Source organism: Dactylosporangium sp. NBC_01737 (assembly GCF_035963215.1).
In the GTDB taxonomy this organism is placed as follows: Bacteria; Actinomycetota; Actinomycetes; order Mycobacteriales; family Micromonosporaceae; genus Dactylosporangium.
The window spans coordinates 6240308-6260312 of record NZ_CP109153.1; the positions used below are offsets into that span (position 1 = coordinate 6240308).

Sequence of the window (20005 nt, forward strand, 5' to 3'; positions counted from 1 at the left end):
ACGACCACCCCGCTCCTTCGATCACGAGCGGACGCCGTGGACGTCAGGACGCGCGCAGCGCGGCCTCGACCAGGACGGACTCAAGCGTCATCAGTACCGTGGACGCCTCGGCCAACGAGACGTGATGGGTATCGGCGTAGCACGTCAGGACCGTCGCGCCCGCAGCGTCGTCGGCGTGCACGAACACCCGGCTCGACGCCGTGTCCTTGAACGGCATCCAGTCCAGCGACCGCCGGGCGAGCGCCTGCGACAGCGTCCCCGCCACCACCGGCAGGTCCGGACCGCGCCGGTCGTTGAGGTGGAAGTCGACCCGGAACTGCGGGCCACGCTCGGCGGCGACCCGCGCCACCAGGGACTCCTTGCCGGCCGTGTCGTAATACGCGTGCTTGTACGCCGCCGTCGCCGCACGGCGCGCCCCCTCCAGTACACCGGCGAAATCGGCGTCGGCGACGTCCACGAGGCACAACCCCGGCTGGGCGACCGGCGCCACGACCTCCGAGAGCCCCGAGCGGAACCGGTTGCTGGTCACCAGCAGCATCGGCACCGGATCGACGCCCGCGCACCGGCGTACCGCGACCGCGAACGCCGCCAACAGGGTCGTGGCCGGGTCCGCGCCGGAGCGCTCCACCAGCATCCGGGTCGCGAGCGGGATCGCGGGGGAGACCAGGCGGCCCTTCCAGTGCCGGGGCCGCTCGCGCCGCCGCGACGCGACCGGCCACGGCGGGGGCATCGCGCGCAGGACCCGCTCCCAGTGCCGCAACGCGCTGCGGCTCTGCCGGGCGCCCGCCTCCGACGCCTGCCAGCCGGCCTGCTCCAGCGGCTGCATCCCGGTGACCGGGTCCTGGACCCTGGCGGCGACCTCGCGCAGCATCACCGCGGCCCCGGACCGGTCCATCGCGAGGTGCCAGATCACCGCGCACAGATGGGTGGGCCTGCCACGGTGACGCACGACACCCATCCGGATCGGCCAGTCGCCGGTGAAGTCGACGGGTTCGCGGCGGTACCGCGCCAGCACGCCCGCCGCGTCCTCGTCGTCGACGACCTCCAGGAAGGCCGTGCCGGCCGCCGCGACGACCTGCCGGGGCGACCCGTCATCGGCGAACCGCAGACGGGTCCGCAGGACCTGGTAGCGGCTCATCAGATACCGCAGCTCGCCGGCGACGTCCTGCACGGTCGCGCCGGCCGGCAGCGGCGTCACCCCACCGAGCGGCAGCTGCTCGCCGAACCTGGTCATCGACGCCCAGATGTCCTGCTGCCCCCACGTCAGCGGCGCCTCACCCGCGCCGGCACCCTCAAAAGCGACAGCGATCTGCATTCGTGGATGTTACGGGCAGCAACCGCCTCACAACAATCGGACATCATGTAAACCTGGCGCGCCGCGGTGGAGGCAGACTGTCGTACCTTGCGACTAGGGTTGTGGGCATGAGTGTGCGGCGCGTGATGGGCACTGAGGTCGAATACGGCGTGTCTGTGCCCGGCCAGCCGGGAGCCAACCCGATGGTGACGTCATCCCAGGTGGTCAACGCTTATGGCGCACGGCCCGAGCTCACCAAGGGCGGCCGGGCCCGGTGGGACTACGAGGAGGAGTCCCCGCTGCGCGACGCGCGCGGATTCACCTACTCCGGCGCCCTCTATGACCCCGCAGAGGCCCTGGCGGACGAGGATCTCGGCCTGGCCAACGTCATACTGACCAACGGCGCCAGGCTCTACGTCGACCACGCCCACCCCGAATACTCCACCCCGGAGTGCACCAACCCGCGCGACATCGTGTTGTGGGACAAGGCCGGCGAGCGGGTGATGGCCGAGGCGTCCCGTCGCGCGGCGACGATCCCGGGGACGCTGCCGATCCATCTGTACAAGAACAACACCGACAACAAGGGCGCCAGCTACGGCACGCATGAGAACTACCTCATGCGCCGGCAGACCCCGTTCGCCGACATCGTCATGCATCTCACCCCGTTCTTCGTCACCCGCCAGATCGTGTGCGGGGCGGGCCGGGTCGGCATCGGGCAGGACGGCTCCGGCCCCGGCTTCCAGATCTCCCAGCGCGCCGACTTCTTCGAGGTCGAGGTCGGCCTGGAGACGACGCTGAAGCGGCCGATCATCAACACCCGCGACGAGCCGCACTCCGACGCCGACAAGTATCGGCGCCTGCACGTCATCATCGGCGACGCTAACCTGTCGGAGATCTCCACCTACCTCAAGGTCGGCACCACCTCGCTCATCCTCGCGATGATCGAGGACAAGGCGCTCTCCGCCGACCTGGGCATCGCCGACCCGGTCAGCGAGCTCAAGGCGGTCAGCCACGACCCGTCCCTGCAGCACCTGATCCGCATGCGCGACGGCCGGCGGCTGACCGCGCTGGACATCCAGTGGGCGTTCTACGAGCGGGCCCGCGCCTTCGTGGACTCCCGGCAGGGCTCCGACGTCGACGAGCAGACCGCCGACGTGCTGGAGCGCTGGGAGAGCGTGCTGGACCGGCTCGGCCGCGACCCGATGCTGTGCGCCGGCGAGCTGGACTGGGTCGCCAAGCTCCGCCTGCTCGAGGGCTATCGCGAGCGCGAGTCGCTGGGCTGGTCCTCGCACAAGCTGCAACTCGTGGACCTGCAGTATTCCGACGTCCGCGCCGAGAAGGGCCTCTATCAGCGCCTGGTCGCCCGCGGTTCGATGGCGACGCTGTTCACCGAGGACGAGATCCAGCGCGCGATCGTCGAGCCGCCGGACGACACCCGCGCCTACTTCCGCGGCCGGTGCCTGGCCAAATACCCCGCCGAGGTGGTTGCGGCGAGCTGGGACTCGGTCATCTTCGACGTGGGCCGCGAGTCGCTGGTGCGGGTGCCGATGATGGAGCCCGAACGAGGGACCAAGAAGCACGTCGGTGCACTCTTCGACAAATGCCCGAGCGCGAAGGATCTGCTGGAAGCGATCACTTCCGGGTAAGTTCGATGCAGCGGTTGTTTGGTGGTCCCCCCGAGGAGGATGAGACATGGCTACGAGGGATACGGGCGGGCAGTCCCAATCCGGTAAGTCCCGGCGCGACGAGGAAGAGGAAGTCGCCGCGCCCGAGGTCAACCCGGAGACAGCCGAGCGGGTCGAGCAGTTGGGTGAGGACGTCGACGACCTCCTCGACGAGATCGACTCGGTGCTCGAGGAGAACGCCGAAGAGTTCGTCCGCGGATACGTGCAAAAGGGCGGCCAGTAACCGTCACTGAGAAGGTCCCGTCGGTCCGGACGCATCCGGGCCGACGGGCGTATTGTTTGGTCAACTACAGTCGATCATCCTGTGAAGGGAGCTCCGTTGCCGACGGGTCTTGACCACCTTGGGCGTCTGCCGGCCGCGTTCCACGCCGCGGGGACCTCGTCGTTCACCGAGTTCCTGTCGGCGGTCGCGCCCGAGATGCTCCCGGGTCGCCGGCCGTTGCCGCCGGGGATGGCCACCGAGGTGAGCGCGCACGCCACCACGATCGTCGCCATCACCTGCTCCGACGGTGTGCTCATGGGTGGCGACCGGCGCGCCACGATGGGCAACCTGATCGCCCAGCGCGACATCGAGAAGGTCTTCGCCGCCGACGCGTATTCACTGGTCGGCATGGCCGGCACCGCGGGCTTCGGCCTGGAGATGCTGCGCCTGTTCCAGGTCGAGCTGGAGCACTACGAGAAGATCGAAGGCACGATGCTCTCCCTGGAGGGCAAGGCCAACCGCCTCGCCACCATGGTCCGCAACAACCTCGGCGCCGCCATGCAGGGTTTGGCCGTGGTGCCGCTGTTCGCCGGGTTCGACGTGCACGCCAAGTCCGTCGACAAGGCCGGCCGCATCTTCAGCTTCGACGTCGCCGGCGGCGTCTACGAGGAGCGCGGCTACGACTCGATCGGCTCCGGCTCGCTGTTCGCGAAGTCGTCGATGAAGAAGCGGTACAAGCCCGGCATCACCACCGGCGACGCCGTGAAGATCGCCGTCGAGGCGCTCTACGACGCCGCCGACGACGACACCGCGACCGGCGGCCCCGACCTGCTCCGCGGCATCTTCCCGGTCATCATGACCGCGACCGTCGAGGGCACCCACCGCCTCACCGACGAGGAGACCCGCGCGGTCGCCGAGGCGGTCATCGCTGAGCGCGCCGACAACCCCGGCGTCTGAGCCCCCTGCCCCCTGCCCTCCGCCCCTAACACCAAAGCCGAAGGAGAACCCGCCCCGTGGCCATGCAGTTCTACGCCTCGCCCGAGCAGATCATGCGGGACCGCTCGGAATACGCGCGCAAGGGCATCGCGCGCGGTCGCAGCGTCGTGGTGCTCAGCTACGAGGGCGGCGTGCTCTTCGTCGCCGAGAACCTGTCGACCGCTCTGCACAAGGTCAGCGAGATCTACGACAAGATCGGGTTCGCCGCCGTCGGCCGCTACCCGGAGTTCGAGAACCTGCGCTCGGCCGGGGTCCGCCTCGCCGACCTGCACGGCTACTCCTACGGCCGCCGCGACGTCACCGGCCGGCAGGTCGCCAACATCTACGCCCGCACCCTCGGTGCGATCTTCACGCAGGAGCAGAAGCCGTACGAGGTGGAGATCTGCGTCGCCGAGGTCGGTGCCACCGCCGAGGACGACGAGCTCTACCGCATCACCTACGACGGCTCCGTCCAGGACGAGCCCGGCCTCGTCACCATGGGCGGCCAGTCCGACACCATCTCCGGCGCCGTGAAGACCCGCCTGCGCCCCGACCAGACGCTCGCTGAGGCGTTGAAGCTGGCGGTCGAGGGTCTGAGCAGCGTCGGCGGCGAAAACGGCCAGCCGCGGAAGCTGGCGGCCAACCAGCTGGAGGTCGCGGTCCTGGACCGGCACCGCCAGGGCCGCACGTTCCGCCGCCTGACGGGGCTCGCCCTCACCGCGATCCTCGAGGACCCGGCGAAGGCCACGGCCCCCGAGGAAGGCCTCGAGGACAAGCCGCAGCCCCCGTCGGCCCCGAACACTCCGGCCGACAACGCCAGCGGCCCGACCCCCAGCGGCGAGGGCGACAAGCCGGCCGACGAGAGCGACAAGCCCGCCGAGGGCGACAAGCCCGCCGAGGGCGACAAGCCCGCCGCGGAGTAACGCGCCCCGCTGCCGCCCGGCTTTTGTCCGGCGCGGATCGGCGCAGGTCGCGGGGGAGTACAGCAGGACCGGACGATCGGGCCGGGGTTCAGCGATCCGCTGACCCCGGCCTCGTCATGTCAGCCGGCGCTTCCCACCGCAGGCGCGGCCCAGATCGAGCACCGGCAAGGCGCACGCGCTCGTCACCGTGATCGCAGAGCTTGAAGCGACCGGCAACAGGTCAGGATCGCGCGTGCTGGGCGCCTCGAAGTGAGCACCTGGGCCCGCGCCCGTCTGCCGATGTCCGGTCCGGCGCTTTGTGGGTTGCTTGTCTTGCACGTCGGATCTTGCGGTTGATCGAAGTCGTGGACTGGTCGCGTGGACGGCCATCCGGCGACTTCGATCACGGATGGCAAGATCGAACCCGGGTGAGCGCTGGGGCGCATGCCTGTCCGGGGGGAATTTTGGTGGCGTCCCAGCGCCCGGTCGTGGGGGGTGTCCGTGGTGCGGAGGCGCCCGTGTCGCGCCGGAGGTCGCCGCGTAGGGCTCAGGCGGGCGGGGCGCCGGGAGCGCCGTACGCCAGGTAGCGCAGCAGCAGGATCACGCCGAGCGCCTGGAACGTTCATACGCGCCAGGGCCGGAGCCGTACCGTTGGCGGTGCGCCCGCACGGTCCCTGACCGGTGACGCATCGGTGTTGCCGGGGGCGGATCGTAGACGGAAGTCTTACGCGCGTCGTACATTGGAGTCATGCCGTACCGCTGGTGGCCGGCAACGCTCGCAGCACTCGTCGGGATCACCGACGCCGAGGTGCTCCAGGCGTTGAACGCCGAACGGCGACGCCCCCTTCCGGGCTTCGCGCTCGGCATCCCGGCTCTCAGCATCTGGGCACGCACCGACACGGGACGACCTCTCATCGTCGTCGTGAAGCAAGAAGGCCAGTTCAGCTGGGGCATCCTCGGAGCACGGGACATGACCCCCGACGAGCTCGCCGAGTATGAGAAGTGGGAGGCGAGCGCAGCATGAACACCGACCCGCTCACCGAGCAGCAGATGGACGCCATGGTCGCGGCCGTCGCCGCCGGAGAGTTCACGTTCGACCGGGCGGCGCCGGTCCCCGCGCTGCCACCGAAGCCCGACGCGGAGGTCATGGCCGTCTATTCGATGCGGCTGCCGTCCGACGTGGCGCAGCGCCTCGCCGCGGTCGCGAAGAGCAAGGGCGTCAAGCCCTCGACGCTGATGCGGCAGTATGTCGAGTGGTGTCTCGCCACGGAGGTCAGCGACCGCCCGATCTCCCTCACCGACGCGGTGCGCGCCCTCACCCAGCTGCGCCCCGCAGCCTGACCGCCGGCGCCGGGGCGCGGACCCCGGAGGATCCGCGCCGCCGACGCGAGGGTCAGGTGCGGATCAGCGCCAGGAGCAGCACGATGCCGGCCCGGCCCAGGTAGATCGTGGACTTCATCGGTGAGTTGCTGGGCGTGCCCGCCATGCGGGGGCGCATCGCCACCGGGATCTGCGTGATCTTGTAGCCGGAGCGGGCGACCCGCACCAGCACCTCGATCGTGTCGCCGAGGTACTCCGCGGGATACCAGTGCGCGAAGAACTCGATGAGCCGGCGGTTGCAGGCCCGGTGCCCCGACGTGGTGTCGGTGAGCTTCGTCCTCGACAGGCGCGACAGCACCGCCGACAGCATCCGCATCGCCCACTTGCGGGGGCCGGTGACGCTGTAGCCGCCCTCGCCCGCGAAACGGGCGCCGATGACCAGGTCGTGCTCGTCGAGGGCGTCGACGAGCTTCGGGATGTACCGCGGGTCGTGCTGGCCGTCCGCGTCGACCTGGATCGCGACGTCGTAACCGTGGTCGCGGGCATACCGGTACCCGGTGCGCATGGCACCCCCGACACCGAGGTTGAACGGCAGCCGGGCCACGATCGCGCCCGCGGAGGCGGCCCGCAGGGCGGTGTCGTCGGCGGAGCCGTCGTCCACGACGATGATGTCGACGCCGGGCAGCTCGCCGTGGACCTCGCCGACGACGTCGGCGATCGAGGCGGCCTCGTTCCACGCCGGGATGATGATCAGGACCTTCTTACCGTTGATCATCAGGCGCCCGTTCAGGAAGGTCCGACGAGGTGGGGGCGGGCACCGCGGAGGAGTCGCGGGGCCGGCCGAGCTCGCTGCGCAGCAGCGCCAGGTCCTCCGCGAGGGTCCGCGTCTCCTCCTCCAGCCGGCTCACCTCCCAGCTGAGGTGCACCGTGACGAGCAGCAGGAACACGATGCCGAGGAAGAGCACGAGGCTCACCCCGGACGCGATCCCGATCGCCTCGGCCACGTTGTCCGTCAGCTTCGGGAAGAACGCCATCGGCACGATCACGATGCTGACGAGCAGCCAGAGGATCGCGTACTTCTCCTGCAGCTGCCGCCGTCGCAGCAGCTCGACCATGAAGACCAGCAGCGCGATGGCGGTCAGCCCTGTGACGATGGTCAGTTGTGTCACCCGGCACCCCCCAGGACGGCTGCGAACGCTGGGTCGTGCAGCGCCGCGGTCAGCATGGTATGCCAGTCCCGCATCGGCGCCATCCCCGCCGCCGCCCACCGGTCGTGGCCCAGCACGCTGTAGGAGGGCCGGGCGGCCGGTGTCACGTAGGCCGCACTGGTGGTCCGGCGGACCCGCTCGGGGTCCAGTCCGCTGAGGGCGAAGACCGCCTGCGCGAGCCCGTGCCACGTGGTCTGCCCCGACGCGGTGCCGTGGTACACCCCGGCGGGGGCGTCCGAGTCGGCCAGTTCGACCAGCCGGGAAGCCAGATCCCGCGACCAGGTCGGCTGACCCACCTGGTCGTCGACCACGTCGAGGAACTCCCGGGTGGCGGCGAGGCGCAGCATCGTCTTGACGAAGTTGCGGCCCTGCGCGCCGTACAGCCACGCGGTGCGCACCACGTACCCGGAGTCCGGCAGCACCTCCAGCACGGCCTGTTCGCCGAAGAGCTTGCTGTGCCCATAGGCGTTCAGCGGCGCGGTCGGCGCGTCCTCCGGATACGGCGAGGTCCCGGCGCCGTTGAACACGTAATCGGTCGAAACGTGCACAAGCCGCGCACCCTTGGCGCGGCATGCCTTGGCGAGCACCGCCGGGCCCGTGCCGTTGACCGCGAGCGCGGACTCGTAGGCGGTCTCCGCGCCGTCCACGTCGGTCCAGGCCGCCGCGTTGAACACCACGTCGTGACCGTCGACCAGCGCGTGGACCGCGTGCGGGTCGGTGATGTCCAGGTCGGCACGCTTCGCCGCGGTCACCGCACGGCCGTCCAGCGCCGCGAGGAGGTCCTGGCCGAGCATCCCGCCCGCGCCGGTGACCAGATACCGGGTCACAGCGCCGCGCGCGTCTTGAGAGGCTCCCACCAGGAGCGGTTGTCCTTGTACCAGGCCACCGTCGCCGCGATGCCGTCCTCGAACGTGACCGCGGGCGCGTAGCCGAGCTCGTTGCTGATCTTCTCGTGGCTCAGCGAGTACCGCCGGTCGTGGCCCTTGCGGTCCTCGACGGGGCGCACCGCGGACCAGTCGCGGCCGGTCGCCTCCAGGAGCACCTCGGTCAGCTCCCGGTTGGTCAGCTCACGGCCGCCGCCGATGTTGTAGACCTCGCCGGCGCGGCCCTTCTCCAGGGCCAGCTGGATGCCGGCGCAGTGGTCGGAGACGTGCAGCCAGTCGCGGATGTTGCCGCCGTCGCCGTACAGCGGGACCTGCAGCCCGTCGATGAGGTTGGTGACGAACAGCGGGATGACCTTCTCGGGGAACTGGTAGTGCCCGTAGTTGTTGGAGCACCGGGTGACGACGACCTCCATGCCGTGGGTGCGGTGGTAGGCCAGCACCAGCAGGTCCGAGCCGGCCTTCGACGCGGAGTACGGCGAGTTGGGCTGCAGCGGCCACTCCTCGGTCCAGGAGCCCTCCTCGATCGAGCCGTACACCTCGTCGGTCGACACGTGCAGGAAGCGCCCCACGCCGGCCCGCCGCGCAGCGTCGAGCAGGACCTGGGTGCCGATGACGTTGGTGGTCACGAACGGCCCGGCGCCGAGGATCGACCGGTCGACGTGCGACTCGGCCGCGAAGTGCACGACCGCGTCGTGGCCGGGCATCAGCTGCTCGACCAGGTCGGTGTCGCAGATGTCGCCCTCGACGAAGGTCAGAGCGGAGTCATGGGCAACGGGCGCCAGGTTGTCCCGGTTGCCGGAATAGGTGAGCTTGTCGAGCACGGTCACGGCCGCCCCGGCATGGGCCGGGTAACCGCCTCCGAGGAGGGTGCGGACGTAGTGGGAGCCGATGAACCCGGCACCGCCGGTGACGAGGATTCTCACGGGATCGGGAGTCTAGTCCACCCGGGAAGGCGCTGAGTCGACCGAGGGTGTCCACAACCCGTAAGGTGGCCGGGTGCGTGGCATCATCCTCGCCGGTGGCACCGGCTCCCGCCTCTGGCCGCTGACGAAAGCGGTGTCGAAGCAGCTCATGCCCGTCTTCGACAAACCGATGATCTACTACCCGCTCACCACGCTGGTGATGGCCGGGGTCCGCGAGATCCTCGTCATCACCACCCCGGAGGACCAGGACCAGTTCCAGCGACTGCTCGGCGACGGCACCCAGTGGGGCCTGGAGATCAGTTACGCGGCGCAACCACGCCCCGAGGGGCTCGCCCAGGCGTTCATCATCGGCGCCGACTTCATCGGTGACGACACCGTCGCGCTGGTGCTCGGCGACAACATCTTCCACGGCGCGCTGCTCGGCCAGCGCCTCGCCGACAACGGCGAGCTCAAGGGCGGCCGCGTCTTCGCCTACCCGGTGGCCAACCCGCAGGACTACGGCGTGGTCGAGTTCGACGACGACGGCAAGGTGCTCTCGATCGAGGAGAAGCCGACCAGGCCGAAGTCGCGGTACGCGGTGCCCGGGCTGTACTTCTACGACAACCGGGTGGTCCAGATCGCCCGCGAGCTCAAGCCCAGCGACCGCGGCGAGCTGGAGATCACCGCCGTCAACGCCGCCTACCTGGAGCGCGACGAGTTGCACGTCGCGATCCTGGATCGCGGCACGGCGTGGCTGGACACGGGTACGTTCAACACGATGGTCCAGGCCGCCGAGTTCGTCCGCGTGATCGAGGAGCGGCAGGGCCTCAAGATCGGTTGCGTGGAGGAGGTCGTGTGGCGTGCGGGCTTCATCGACGACGCACAGCTGCGGGCACTGGCCGAGCCGTTGCGCAAGAGCGGCTACGGCGAGTACCTGATCCAATTGCTGGATTGGGAAGGCTAGGCACCGCCCCCACAATGAGCCGACCGAGCAATACAACGACATCGCGACGGGTGGGGCCGCACACGTGAAGTTCCGACAGCTGTCGATCGCCGGTGCCTGGGAGATCACCCCGGTGCAGCACGGCGATCCCCGCGGGCTGTTCCTGGAGTTCTACCGATTCGAGCAGCTCAGCGCCGAGGTCGGCCACCCGCTGCGGCTGGCGCAGGGCAACCTGTCGGTGTCCGCGCGAGGGGTCGTGCGGGGCATCCACTTCGCCGACGTGCCGCCGGGCCAGGCGAAGTACGTCACCTGCACCAGGGGCGCAGTGCTCGACGTCGTCGTCGACATCCGGGTCGGATCCCCGACATTCGGCCGCTGGGAGGGCGTGCAGCTCGACGACGTCGACCGCCGGGCCCTCTACCTCAGCGAGGGCCTCGGGCACGGGTTCTGCGCGCTCACCGACGACGCCACGATCACCTACCTGTGCTCCGAGAGCTACAACCCGACGGGGGAGCACGGCATCCACCCGCTCGACCCGGACCTCGGCATCGTGTGGCCCGTCGACGACCCGCAGCTGTCCGCCAGGGACGCCGTCGCGCCGTCGTTCGCGGAAATGCGCGACGGCGGGCGGCTGCCTGACTTCGCCACCTGCGAGGCATACAGGCAAAGTCTGGGCACGCAATAGGGTCGGATCGGCGTTCAGGCGGCTAATGTTCCTACATGGACCGGCGAATTTTCGGCCTTGAGACCGAATACGGGGTCACGTGCACCTATCGGGGACAGCGCCGCCTGTCACCCGACGAGGTCGCCCGCTATCTGTTCCGGCGCGTCGTATCGTGGGGCCGTTCCAGCAACGTGTTCCTGCGAAACGGCGCGCGCCTCTATCTGGATGTCGGCTCCCACCCGGAATACGCGACGCCCGAGTGTGACTCGGTGCCCGACCTGGTCGTGCACGACCGGGCCGGCGAGCGGATCCTCGAAGGCCTGCTGGTCGACGCTGAGCGCCGGCTGCACGACGAGGGGATCGCGGGCGAGATCTACCTGTTCAAGAACAACACCGACTCCGCCGGCAACTCGTATGGCTGCCACGAGAATTACCTGGTCAGCCGCCATGGCGAGTTCGGACGTCTCGCCGACATCCTGATTCCGTTCCTGGTCACCCGCCAGCTCATCTGCGGCGCCGGCAAGGTGCTGCAGACCCCGCGCGGCGCCGTCTACTGCCTGTCGCAGCGCGCCGAGCACATCTGGGAGGGCGTCTCCTCGGCGACCACCCGGTCCCGCCCGATCATCAACACCCGCGACGAGCCGCACGCCGACGCCGAGCGGTACCGGCGCCTGCACGTCATCGTCGGCGACTCCAACATGAACGAGGTCACCACGCTGCTCAAGGTCGGCACCGCCGACATCGTGCTGCGGATGATCGAGGCCGGCGTCGCCATGCGCGACCTGTCGCTGGAGAACCCGATCCGCGCGATCCGGGAGGTGTCCCACGACATCACCGGCCGCCGGCGGGTCCGCCTGGCCAGCGGCAAGGAGGTCAGCGCGCTGGAGATCCAGCAGGAGTACTACGACAAGGCCACCGAGTTCCTCGACCGGCGCGGCGCCGACGCGGCGACCAAGCGGGTCATGGAGCTGTGGGGCCGGGTCCTCAGCGCCGTGGAGAGCGGCAACCTCAAGGAGGTCGAGCGGGAGATCGACTGGGTCACCAAGCTCGGTCTGATCGAGCGCTACCAGAGCAAGCACGACCTGCCGCTGTCTCACCCGCGGGTCGCGCAGATGGACCTCGCCTACCACGACCTGCGCCGCGGCCGGGGGCTCTACGGCCTGCTCGAGCGCCGCGGCAAGGTCGACCGGGTCGCCACCGACCTCGACATCTTCGAGGCCAAGGAGACCCCGCCGCAGACCACGCGGGCCCGCCTGCGCGGTGAGTTCATCCGGCACGCGCAGGAGCGCCGCCGCGACTTCACCGTCGACTGGGTCCACCTGAAGCTCAACGACCAGGCGCAGCGCACCGTGCTGTGCAAGGACCCGTTCCGGGCCTACGACGAGCGCGTCGACCGGCTCATCGCCAGTATGTGAACGTTGGGTTAGGCTGGCCGGCGCTATGGATGACATTCCCGCCGGCCAGCCCGCCCCCAAGCCCAAGGCGAGTGACAACCCGGACAAGCCGCGGTCCAACCGGCACGGCCGCCGGTTGCAGCGCATCCGCGAGGAGATCGAGCGCAACCGCACCGACGGCCCGGCGATCCCGACCTGGGTCCTTGCGCTCATCCTGGTGCTCATCATCGCCGCCGTGACCGCGCTGGCGGTGTTCTCATGATCCTGAAGAAGGCCGCGATCGGCGCGGCCGCCCTGATGCTGCTCGCCGGCTGCACCGACGACGGGGAGCGCCGCACCCCGATGCCCGTCGCGCCCACCGCCACCGGCGAGGCGCAGGCGCTGCCGCTGCCCTCGCCGAGCCTCCCGCCGGTCGTCAACTCCGACGGCTGCCAGGGCCTGGTCACCGCCGCCCAGGTGCAGAAGGCCACCGGGCTGTCCGTGCAGGCCAGCGCGGGTGACGGCGCCGCCGCGGTCGCGCAGTACGGCCAGGCGGTGCAGAGCCTCGGCCTCAACGCCCGCGCCCGGATGTGCCCGTTCGGCAACGGCGGCGGCGACCAGGTCACCGTGGTCGCGCTGACGTTCCCCGACGCGGCCCAGTCGCAGAAGCTCTGGACGACGATCAAGTCCCTCGAGGCCGTCGGCGGCGTCGGTGAGGCCGCGCTCAGTGACAAGACCAAGACGCTGCTGGCCCGCCGGGGCAAGGCGATCGTCGCGGTCTACCTGGTCGCCGCCGCCGCACCCGACGCCAACCACCTCGGCCAGCTACAGTCCGTCGCCAACGCCGCGCTCGCCAAGGCCTGACGCGGCGACCCGCCCGGCGGCCGCCGCGCTGAGGAAGTAGGCCCGGTCCTCGGCGTAGCCGCGCCCCATCGTCGACAGCTTCACCGGCAGGGCCAGCAACGCCTGCTCCAGATCCTGCGACGGGGCCGTCACGATCCTGTGCGGCGGGCAGATCTTCCGCAGCTTCTCGTGTACGTCCAGCGAAAGGCCGGCCGGCAGATCCGACGGCACGACCAGGTCCGCCGGCGCGAGGGCGACCCGCCCGAACGCGGTCATGCTGTGGTGCGACACCCCGCGGTGCCGGGGCCGGGGGTCCGCGTCGGAGATGCGGGGCGCGGCGACCGGCCGGCCGGCCAGCGCCGCGACCGCGTTGACCGCCTCGCCCGCGGCGACCCCGGAGAAGCCCCACGACGTGCCGGTGCCCAGGTTGCCCGGGCCCTGGGTGACGATCGCCAGGTCGGCGCCGAGACCGTGGCGGGCGGCGAGCAGGCCGCTGTGCACGTTGGTCGACTCCAGGTCGCCGCCGAACGCCTGGCCGGTGGTGACCGTGCCGGCGAGCAGCGGGCGCAACGCGTCCAGGGTGCGGGAGAACCAGGCCGGCAGCGCGCCGCCGTCGGTCATCACGTACGCGACCCTGGCGTCCGGCCGGTCGGCGAGGACCCCGGCGAGGATGGCGGGCAGCGCCGAGTGCAGGTCGGCGATCACCACCGGCATACCCGAGACGTCGGTCCTGTCGACGAGGGCCGCGCGCAGCGGTGACGCCTCCTCGTCGGCGGCCAGGACGACCGCCTGCAACGGCGTGTAGCGCGCCTTGACCACGTGTCCAGGAACGTCGACGTCGTCCGGCAGGCGATCCGGAATGGCGACGATCAAGGCGTACCCCCCGGTGCCCAGGCCCAACGCGAGCGCGTTGACGTTGAGCAGCACCCGGTCACCGACCTGCGGCGTGCCGACCAGCGCCGGATGGGCCAGGGCGCGCACCTGCTCCGGATCGTCCGGCCGGCGCGCGTCCACGGCCACCTGGACCTCGACGCTGCCGTGCCACGAAGTGCGGGGCGCGACGACCGTCCCCCAGCGCCAGCGGATCATCGGCACAACCTATCGCGTCAGCTTCCCGTGTTCGCGCTGTGACGCTACGTTCGGTCACCGAGTGGGCGACGCCATTTGGGCGTTCGGGCTGGTAGGTTCGCTGGCGTGTCGCGCATCCGAACCGAGCGCCTGGTCAATCTGGTGATCTGCCTGCTCTCGACGCGCCGCTTCCTGACCGCCGGTCAGATCGCCACGATCGTGCCCGGCTACGAGCACGACCCCGAGGACGAGCGCGACCACGAGGCGTTCCAGCGCAAGTTCGAGCGGGACAAGGCCGAGCTGCGCGAGCTCGGCGTGCCCCTGGAGATCGGCACGCCGTCGGTGTGGGACAACGAGCCCGGCTACCGCATCGCCCGCCGTGAATACGCGCTGCCCGACATCCCGCTCGCGCCGGACGAGGCGGCCGCCGTCGGCATCGCCGCGCGGCTCTGGCAGCAGACCGGTCTTGCCGCCGCCGCCTCGTCGGGGCTGGCGAAACTGCGCGCCGGCGGCATCGACGTCGACCCGCACGCGACCCTCGGCGTCGAGGCCGTCGTCACCGTCGACCCGGCGTTCGAGCCGCTCACCGCCGCCGTCCGCGACCGGCAGGCGGTCACCTTCGACTACCACGTGCCCGAGCGCGACGCCGCCCGCACCCGCAAGCTCCAGCCGTGGGGCGTCGTGTGCTGGCGCGGCCGGTGGTATGTCGTCGGCCACGACCTGGAGCGCGGCGCGGAGCGCTGCTTCCGGCTGTCCCGGATCGTCAGCGGCATCCGCCGGGTCGGCCGGCGCGGAGCCTACGAGCCGCCGAAGGTCGACCTGATCGCCTACGTCGCGAAGACCAGCGGCCCGGTCGAGCGCACCAGCCGCGCCACCGTCCTCGTGCGGCCCGGCCGCGCCGCGGGGGTGCGCCGCTGGGCGGAGACGTGCGTGCCCGGCCCCGGGGGCGACCGGCTCATGCTGCGCTACGCCGACGTCGACTTCTTCGCCGGCTGGCTGGTCGGCTACGGCGCCGACGTCGTCGTGCTCGACCCGCCGGAGCTGCGCGAGGAGGTCGTCAAGCGGCTCAAGGCGATCGTCGCCGGCGCGCCGTCGTTCACCGGGCCCGACGTCGCCTCGCCGGACCGGACCGAGGTGGCGGTATGACCAACTCCGTGGACCGGCTCGGCCGGCTGCTCAACCTGGTGCCGTATCTGCAGGCCCGGCCCGGCATCACGCTCGCCGAGGCGGCGTCCGACCACGACATCACCGAGCGGCAGCTCCGCGACGACCTCGAGCTGCTGTGGCTGTGCGGCCTGCCCGGCTACGGCCCAGGCGACCTGATCGACATGGCGTTCATCGGCGACGGCGTCACCGTCACCTACGACGCAGGCATCGACCGGCCGCTGCGCCTCACGCCCGACGAGGCCCTCGCGCTCATCGTCGCGCTGCGCATGCTCGCCGAGACCCCCGGCGTCGCCCAGCGCGACGGCGTCCACCGTGCCCTCGCCAAGATCGAGCACGCGGCCGGCGACCTTGCCGACGCGCCCGTCGCCGTCCGCCTGCCCGGCAACGCCGACCGCCTCGAAGAGCTCCGCGGCGCCGTCGAGCGCCGCCACGCGCTGCGTATCACGTACTACACAGCGACCCGCGACGAGACCTCCGAGCGCGTCGTCGACCCGATGCGGGTCCTCGTCGTCGGCCGCTGGGCCTACCTGGAGGCATGGTGCCGCCGTGCCCTGGCGGTCCGGCTGTTCCGCGTCGACCGCATCGACGCGTCCACCGAGCTGGATGAGCCCGCCCGCGTGCCCGTCCAGGCCCAGCCGACCGACACGCGCACCGGCACCCTCTTCCGCCCCACGCCCGACCTGCCGCTGATCACGCTGCGGGTCGGCCGGGGCGCCCGGTGGATCACCGAGCAGTACCCGTGCGAGGAGGTCGTGCGGGGGCCTGGGGAGCACTGGACGGTCTCGCTGCGCGCCTCGGACCTGGACTGGGCCCGCAGGATGGTGCTCGGCCTCGGCGCCGAGGTGTCGGTGGTGTCGCCGCCGGAGCTGGTCGCGTCGGTCGCCGACACGGCCCGGGCCGCCCTGGCCGCCTACGACGCCCCGGTGCCCGCCCTGCCCTGAGCCCGGCTGCCGTGCGCCGCGCTGCTGGGAGGATCGGGGTGGACTAAGGTCGGTGCGTGCTCTGGTGGATCTCGGGCGGCATCGTCCTGCTCTCGCTCATCGTCCTCGGCGTGGCCGTGATGTCGACGGCGGCGCGAGTGCGTCAGTTCGGTAACACCGCACTGTCGCTGCAGCGGCGCCTTCTCGACGGCGAGAAGCGACTGCAGCCCCATCTGGCCCGCCTGCAGCAGACCGCGGAGGCGATGCAGCCCCGCCTGGAAGCCATGCAGGAGCAGGCACTGATCATCCAGGCGCGCCGCGGCGAGCTCGAAGACGCTGATCAGCGCCCCGCCACCAGGTAACAGTTAAGAAACTTGGCGGATCAACCGGGCAATTAACGCCTTTGTCCGGACGGATGGTTGACGATCGGGCAGTCCAGCGTCAACACTCGTCAGGACTTCAGCGGCCGGACCCCTTCCCGCAACCCGGCCTCTGCCCGTCACCCGATGTCACCAGTACGATGGGTCGGGCAATACAAGACTGTGAGGTGGCTTCACATGGGTGCACTCAAGCCGTGGCACATCATCGTGCTGGTGGTGGTGCTGATCCTGCTGTTCGGCGCCAAGCGTCTGCCCGACGCGGCGCGGTCGCTGGGTCGATCGCTGCGCATCATCAAGGCAGAGACGAAGGGTCTCGCCGACGACGACGTCGACGCCAAGGCCGAGGCCCAGTCGGGTCGCGCGCCGCTGTCCGGCACGATCGACGACAACAAGCCGTCGCCCGCGCCGACCGTCGACCCCGTCAACCGCGTTCACGAGCGCTGAGGCACTAGAGCGTCGTGAGCATCCTCGCCGGGCGGCGCCGCAACAAGGCGCCGTCGCAGTTCGAACGCGCCGCAGACGGCTCCATGACCCTCATGGAGCACCTGCGGGAGCTGCGCAGCCGCCTTTTCAAGGCGTGTCTCGGCCTGGTCTTCGGGTTCGGCATCGGTTACTGGCTGGCCGACCGGGCGATCGTGCTGGTTCAGCAGCCGGTCTGCAAGGTGATGAAGTCCCGCGGCCGCGAGTGCGACTTCGTGCAGCTGGGCGTGGCGGACTTCTTCATGCTCGAGCTGAAGGTCGGCCTCTGGCTGGGCCTGCTCATCACGGCGCCCTGGTGGATGTATCAGCTGTGGGCGTTCATCGCTCCCGGCCTGCACCGCCACGAGCGCAAATATGCCTACATCTTCATCTCGATCGCGGCACCGCTGTTCGCGCTCGGCGCGTTCCTCGCCTGGTTCGCGCTCGGTCACGGCCTGGAATACCTGCTGCCTGAAGAGGACGTCGTCCACACCTCGCTGGACATCACGCGCTACGTCAACTTCATCACCACCGGCATGCTGGTGTTCGGCGTCGCGTTCGAGTTCCCGCTGGTCGCGATGATGCTCAACTTCGCCGGTGTGCTCAGCGGGCGCAAACTGCTCGGCTGGTGGCGCACCGTCGTGTTCATCTTCTTCGCCTTCGCCGCCGTTGCGACCCCGACCCCGGACCCGTTCACCATGTCGGGCCTGGCGGTGGCGATGTCGCTGCTGTATTTCGCCGCGGTCGGCGTTGCGCTCATCAACGACAGGCGCAAGGGCCGCAACCGCTCCGTCTACGCCGACGTCGCCGACGACGAGATCTCCTCGCTCGACGACTACACGCCGGAGCCCGTCGCCGCCGCGACCTCCGTCGGCGGCTACGACCCCGTGGAGGCGCCGACCCCCGTGGACGGTCCGACCCCGGTGGAGCGACCCAGGTCCCTCGACAGCCGCTACGACGACATCACCTGACCAAGAAGCGACCGTCACCGCGCCCGCCGCAGCGAAAGCCCGGCGGGCGCGGTGCTGTCCAGGCGCCGAACCGCGAGCGCTCGTCAGCCGGTGTCCAGTCTGGAGCTCTTCGCGGGGTTGCCCCGCGCTGGGAGCGGACCTTTCAGATCGAAGTCGCGGGCTGGCCGCCCGGACGGCTGGCCGCGGCGCAGCCGCGGGGTGGTGGCCCGCGCATGGGAGTTTCCTGCCGGTGGCCGCGGTTCGGTGCCGCCGGACGATCTTGCGGGCGTGATCAAAGGACAGCAGTGGCCACCCCGGCGACCACGGGCGTCCTTCGATCAAGCGGTGGACTGAAGATCGGCGACTTCGATCACGGCAGCAGGAACGGCGCATGCCCGTCTCCGGGATCACGGAACTTCGGCGGTGGCCCAGGCCCGCGAAGTTCCGTGATCACGAGACGTCGTGCGCGGCGGCGGGGTGCTGTTCGCGGCCCGGTGCAGGCCCTAGCATCCAGCGCGTGAACATTGCGTTGCTCGCCAACCCGACCGCCGGTAAAGGGCGCAAGGCCGCACTGCTGCCAGAGGTCGTGACGCGGCTGCGGGCCGGCGGGCACACCGTCGACGTGGTCACCGCCGGCACCCGCGACGGCATGGTCGAGCAGGGCAAGGCGGCCGTCGCCGAGGGCAGGGCCGTGGTGGCGATGGGCGGCGACGGCACGGTCCACCTCGGCCTGCAGGCGGTCGCCGGGACCGGGGCGCCGTTCGGGATCGTGCCCGCCGGCACCGGCAACGACTTCGCGGTCAGGCTCGGACTGCCCGGGGACACGCTCCAGGCCGCGGACGCGATCGCGGCCGGCGTGGGAACAAGAGATGTGGACCTCGCGCGCGTCCAAGGGGCAGACGGGACGACGGCGTGGTTCGGGGCGGTCATGGCCGCCGGGTTCGACGCGTTCGTCAACGAGCGGGCCAACCGCATGCGCTGGCCACGCGGCCCGCAGCGCTACAACCTCGCCATCGTCGCGGAGCTGCTGGCGTTGCGCAGCCGGCGGTACACCATGAGCCTCGACGGCAAACAGCGCGCCTTCGACTCGGTGCTGGTCGCGATCGGCAACACCGAAAGCTACGGCGGCGGCTTCCGGATCGTGCCCGGCGCCGACCCCACGGACGGACTGCTCGACGTGGTCGTCGCCGAGCCGCTCGGCCGGGGCACCCTGATGCGGCTGCGGCCGAAGGTGTTCAAGGGGACCCACGTGCTCGACCCGCGGGTGTCGACGTTCCGGGCCACGACCGTCGAACTGGCCGCCGAAGGGGTCACCGCATACGCCGACGGGGAGCGGATCTGCCCGCTCCCCGTGACGATCACCTGTGTGCCAGGCGCGCTGCGGCTGATCGGTTAGGCGGCGTTGTGGATCCGCACCGTGACGCCGTTGGCGGACGGGGTGGTGGAGACGTCGGACTCGGTGACGCCGTCGGGCAGGGAGAAGCTGCGGCTGAACGAGCTGGAGCTCGACGAGCTGGAGCTGAACGTCGCGCCGCCCTCGGAACGGTGCTCCGAGGTGCTGGTACCGCCGCCGCCCTTGATCGTGAGGCGGCCGCCGGAGACCTGGACGTGGACGTCGGACGGGTCGACGCCGTCGACGGTGATGACGAGGTCGTCGCCGTCGGTGCTGGTGTTGACTGAGGCTGAATGGGCGTGGGACGCGGCGTTGTCCACCTCGGACTCGATGCGGGCGAGGGCGTCCGACGGGTTCCAGCGGCTTAACGGCATGATGATCCTCCGGGAAGTCAACGGTCTGTGTCTCTGCACTGTCGCCGCCTGGCGGGGAGCCGACAAGCGCACAGGCGGTGTTGCGACAGTGGTTCCCAC

24 protein-coding genes are annotated in these 20005 nt (G+C 70.6%); 17 read left to right on the forward strand and 7 right to left on the reverse strand.

From position 1 onward, the window contains the following. Nucleotides 1-43: 43 nt before the first annotated feature. Nucleotides 44-1315, reverse strand: coding sequence for a condensation domain-containing protein (locus OHA72_RS28070; RefSeq protein ID WP_327010791.1), 1272 nt, complete (start codon nt 1313-1315; stop codon nt 44-46). 107 nt (nt 1316-1422) lie between these two features. Between OHA72_RS28070 and dop the strand changes: the two genes are divergently transcribed. The 6 genes from dop to OHA72_RS28100 all read left to right on the forward strand — a co-directional run bounded on the left by dop (nt 1423) and on the right by OHA72_RS28100 (nt 6399). Next, the gene (gene dop / locus OHA72_RS28075) at nt 1423-2940 is read left to right on the forward strand and encodes a depupylase/deamidase Dop (protein WP_442788685.1); all 1518 of its coding nucleotides are present in this window, start codon (nt 1423-1425) and stop codon (nt 2938-2940) included. Nucleotides 2941-2986: 46 nt separating this feature from the next. Beyond that, on the forward strand, nt 2987-3202 hold the full coding sequence (locus OHA72_RS28080) for a ubiquitin-like protein Pup (RefSeq protein WP_327010792.1): 216 nt from the start codon (nt 2987-2989) through the stop codon (nt 3200-3202). A 96-nt stretch (nt 3203-3298) separates the two neighbouring features. Continuing rightward, entirely contained in the window at nt 3299-4138 is an 840-nt protein-coding gene (prcB, locus tag OHA72_RS28085; RefSeq protein WP_327010793.1) for a proteasome subunit beta, read from the forward strand. 56 nt (nt 4139-4194) lie between these two features. Next, the gene (gene prcA / locus OHA72_RS28090) at nt 4195-5079 is read left to right on the forward strand and encodes a proteasome subunit alpha (protein ID WP_327010794.1); all 885 of its coding nucleotides are present in this window, start codon (nt 4195-4197) and stop codon (nt 5077-5079) included. Between the two features lie 727 nt (nt 5080-5806). After that, entirely contained in the window at nt 5807-6082 is a 276-nt protein-coding gene (locus tag OHA72_RS28095; RefSeq protein ID WP_203846664.1) for a hypothetical protein, read from the forward strand. Further along, the gene (locus OHA72_RS28100) at nt 6079-6399 is read left to right on the forward strand and encodes a hypothetical protein (protein WP_327010795.1); all 321 of its coding nucleotides are present in this window, start codon (nt 6079-6081) and stop codon (nt 6397-6399) included. Before OHA72_RS28095 ends, OHA72_RS28100 begins: the two co-directional genes overlap by 4 nt. Nucleotides 6400-6451: 52 nt before the next feature. Here the strand turns inward: OHA72_RS28100 and OHA72_RS28105 are convergent, their stop codons facing one another. From OHA72_RS28105 to rfbB, 4 genes are read right to left on the reverse strand one after another with little or no spacing between them, the layout of a single operon-like run. Further along, nucleotides 6452-7153: a glycosyltransferase family 2 protein gene (locus OHA72_RS28105; RefSeq protein WP_327010796.1), complete on the reverse strand. Its 702-nt coding sequence runs from the start codon at nt 7151-7153 to the stop codon at nt 6452-6454. Further along, the gene (locus OHA72_RS28110) at nt 7140-7547 is read right to left on the reverse strand and encodes a DUF2304 domain-containing protein (RefSeq protein ID WP_327010797.1); all 408 of its coding nucleotides are present in this window, start codon (nt 7545-7547) and stop codon (nt 7140-7142) included. The genes OHA72_RS28105 and OHA72_RS28110 overlap by 14 nt, the downstream gene beginning before the upstream one ends. Further along, on the reverse strand, nt 7544-8413 hold the full coding sequence (gene rfbD, locus OHA72_RS28115) for a dTDP-4-dehydrorhamnose reductase (RefSeq protein ID WP_327010798.1): 870 nt from the start codon (nt 8411-8413) through the stop codon (nt 7544-7546). The genes OHA72_RS28110 and rfbD overlap by 4 nt, the downstream gene beginning before the upstream one ends. Beyond that, entirely contained in the window at nt 8410-9393 is a 984-nt protein-coding gene (rfbB, locus tag OHA72_RS28120; RefSeq protein WP_327010799.1) for a dTDP-glucose 4,6-dehydratase, read from the reverse strand. Before rfbB ends, rfbD begins: the two co-directional genes overlap by 4 nt. A 73-nt stretch (nt 9394-9466) precedes the next feature. Here rfbB and rfbA point away from each other — a divergent pair, with 73 nt between their 5' ends. The 5 genes from rfbA (at nt 9467) to OHA72_RS28145 (ending at nt 13216) form a co-directional block, all read left to right on the forward strand. After that, a complete protein-coding gene (gene rfbA, locus OHA72_RS28125; protein WP_327010800.1) occupies nt 9467-10336 on the forward strand; it encodes a glucose-1-phosphate thymidylyltransferase RfbA in 870 nt (289 codons plus the stop codon). Between the two features lie 64 nt (nt 10337-10400). Then, nucleotides 10401-11000 (forward strand): dTDP-4-dehydrorhamnose 3,5-epimerase family protein, encoded by a 600-nt coding sequence (locus OHA72_RS28130; protein WP_327010801.1) that lies wholly within the window; start codon nt 10401-10403, stop codon nt 10998-11000. Between the two features lie 35 nt (nt 11001-11035). Further along, nucleotides 11036-12394 (forward strand): Pup--protein ligase, encoded by a 1359-nt coding sequence (gene pafA / locus OHA72_RS28135; protein WP_327010802.1) that lies wholly within the window; start codon nt 11036-11038, stop codon nt 12392-12394. Between the two features lie 25 nt (nt 12395-12419). Beyond that, complete coding sequence (locus OHA72_RS28140; protein WP_327010803.1) at nt 12420-12635, forward strand: hypothetical protein; 216 nt, start codon at nt 12420-12422, stop codon at nt 12633-12635. Beyond that, nucleotides 12632-13216: a hypothetical protein gene (locus OHA72_RS28145; RefSeq protein WP_327010804.1), complete on the forward strand. Its 585-nt coding sequence runs from the start codon at nt 12632-12634 to the stop codon at nt 13214-13216. Before OHA72_RS28140 ends, OHA72_RS28145 begins: the two co-directional genes overlap by 4 nt. Here OHA72_RS28145 and OHA72_RS28150 read toward each other — a convergent pair. Next, on the reverse strand, nt 13178-14284 hold the full coding sequence (locus tag OHA72_RS28150; RefSeq protein ID WP_327010805.1) for a DUF3866 family protein: 1107 nt from the start codon (nt 14282-14284) through the stop codon (nt 13178-13180). The genes OHA72_RS28145 and OHA72_RS28150 overlap by 39 nt on opposite strands. Nucleotides 14285-14389: 105 nt before the next feature. Between OHA72_RS28150 and OHA72_RS28155 the strand changes: the two genes are divergently transcribed. The 6 genes from OHA72_RS28155 to OHA72_RS28180 all read left to right on the forward strand — a co-directional run bounded on the left by OHA72_RS28155 (nt 14390) and on the right by OHA72_RS28180 (nt 19535). Then, nucleotides 14390-15409 carry a helix-turn-helix transcriptional regulator gene (locus OHA72_RS28155; protein WP_327010806.1) on the forward strand — a complete coding sequence of 340 codons (1020 nt, stop codon included), beginning with the start codon at nt 14390-14392 and terminating at the stop codon, nt 15407-15409. Beyond that, a complete protein-coding gene (locus OHA72_RS28160) occupies nt 15406-16371 on the forward strand; it encodes a helix-turn-helix transcriptional regulator (protein ID WP_327010807.1) in 966 nt (321 codons plus the stop codon). The genes OHA72_RS28155 and OHA72_RS28160 overlap by 4 nt, the downstream gene beginning before the upstream one ends. A gap of 56 nt (nt 16372-16427) precedes the next feature. Next, a complete protein-coding gene (locus OHA72_RS28165; protein WP_327010808.1) occupies nt 16428-16712 on the forward strand; it encodes a hypothetical protein in 285 nt (94 codons plus the stop codon). Between the two features lie 195 nt (nt 16713-16907). After that, nucleotides 16908-17174 carry a Sec-independent protein translocase subunit TatA gene (tatA, locus tag OHA72_RS28170; protein WP_327010809.1) on the forward strand — a complete coding sequence of 89 codons (267 nt, stop codon included), beginning with the start codon at nt 16908-16910 and terminating at the stop codon, nt 17172-17174. 83 nt (nt 17175-17257) lie between these two features. Then, on the forward strand, nt 17258-18160 hold the full coding sequence (tatC, locus tag OHA72_RS28175; protein WP_327011679.1) for a twin-arginine translocase subunit TatC: 903 nt from the start codon (nt 17258-17260) through the stop codon (nt 18158-18160). Between the two features lie 487 nt (nt 18161-18647). Continuing rightward, on the forward strand, nt 18648-19535 hold the full coding sequence (locus OHA72_RS28180) for a diacylglycerol kinase (protein WP_327011680.1): 888 nt from the start codon (nt 18648-18650) through the stop codon (nt 19533-19535). On the opposite strand, the gene OHA72_RS28185 is transcribed toward OHA72_RS28180, so the two are convergent. Beyond that, nucleotides 19532-19906, reverse strand: a complete 375-nt coding sequence (locus OHA72_RS28185; protein ID WP_327010810.1) for an Hsp20/alpha crystallin family protein — start codon at nt 19904-19906, stop codon at nt 19532-19534. The genes OHA72_RS28180 and OHA72_RS28185 overlap by 4 nt on opposite strands. Nucleotides 19907-20005 lie beyond the last annotated feature (99 nt).

What these genes read in the sequence shown, in the direction of transcription:
- OHA72_RS28070 (WP_327010791.1), bottom strand. Translation starts at nt 1,315, where the DNA reads ATGCAGATCGCTGTCGCTTTTGAGGGTGCCGGCGCGGGTGAGGCGCCG.
- OHA72_RS28100 (WP_327010795.1), top strand. Translation starts at nt 6,079, where the DNA reads ATGAACACCGACCCGCTCACCGAGCAGCAGATGGACGCCATGGTCGCG.
- dop (WP_442788685.1), top strand. Translation starts at nt 1,423, where the DNA reads ATGAGTGTGCGGCGCGTGATGGGCACTGAGGTCGAATACGGCGTGTCT.
- OHA72_RS28140 (WP_327010803.1), top strand. Translation starts at nt 12,420, where the DNA reads ATGGATGACATTCCCGCCGGCCAGCCCGCCCCCAAGCCCAAGGCGAGT.
- tatA (WP_327010809.1), top strand. Translation starts at nt 16,908, where the DNA reads ATGGGTGCACTCAAGCCGTGGCACATCATCGTGCTGGTGGTGGTGCTG.
- OHA72_RS28160 (WP_327010807.1), top strand. Translation starts at nt 15,406, where the DNA reads ATGACCAACTCCGTGGACCGGCTCGGCCGGCTGCTCAACCTGGTGCCG.
- OHA72_RS28145 (WP_327010804.1), top strand. Translation starts at nt 12,632, where the DNA reads ATGATCCTGAAGAAGGCCGCGATCGGCGCGGCCGCCCTGATGCTGCTC.
- OHA72_RS28080 (WP_327010792.1), top strand. Translation starts at nt 2,987, where the DNA reads ATGGCTACGAGGGATACGGGCGGGCAGTCCCAATCCGGTAAGTCCCGG.
- OHA72_RS28150 (WP_327010805.1), bottom strand. Translation starts at nt 14,284, where the DNA reads ATGATCCGCTGGCGCTGGGGGACGGTCGTCGCGCCCCGCACTTCGTGG.
- OHA72_RS28185 (WP_327010810.1), bottom strand. Translation starts at nt 19,906, where the DNA reads ATGCCGTTAAGCCGCTGGAACCCGTCGGACGCCCTCGCCCGCATCGAG.
- tatC (WP_327011679.1), top strand. Translation starts at nt 17,258, where the DNA reads ATGACCCTCATGGAGCACCTGCGGGAGCTGCGCAGCCGCCTTTTCAAG.
- OHA72_RS28095 (WP_203846664.1), top strand. Translation starts at nt 5,807, where the DNA reads ATGCCGTACCGCTGGTGGCCGGCAACGCTCGCAGCACTCGTCGGGATC.
- pafA (WP_327010802.1), top strand. Translation starts at nt 11,036, where the DNA reads ATGGACCGGCGAATTTTCGGCCTTGAGACCGAATACGGGGTCACGTGC.
- OHA72_RS28105 (WP_327010796.1), bottom strand. Translation starts at nt 7,153, where the DNA reads ATGATCAACGGTAAGAAGGTCCTGATCATCATCCCGGCGTGGAACGAG.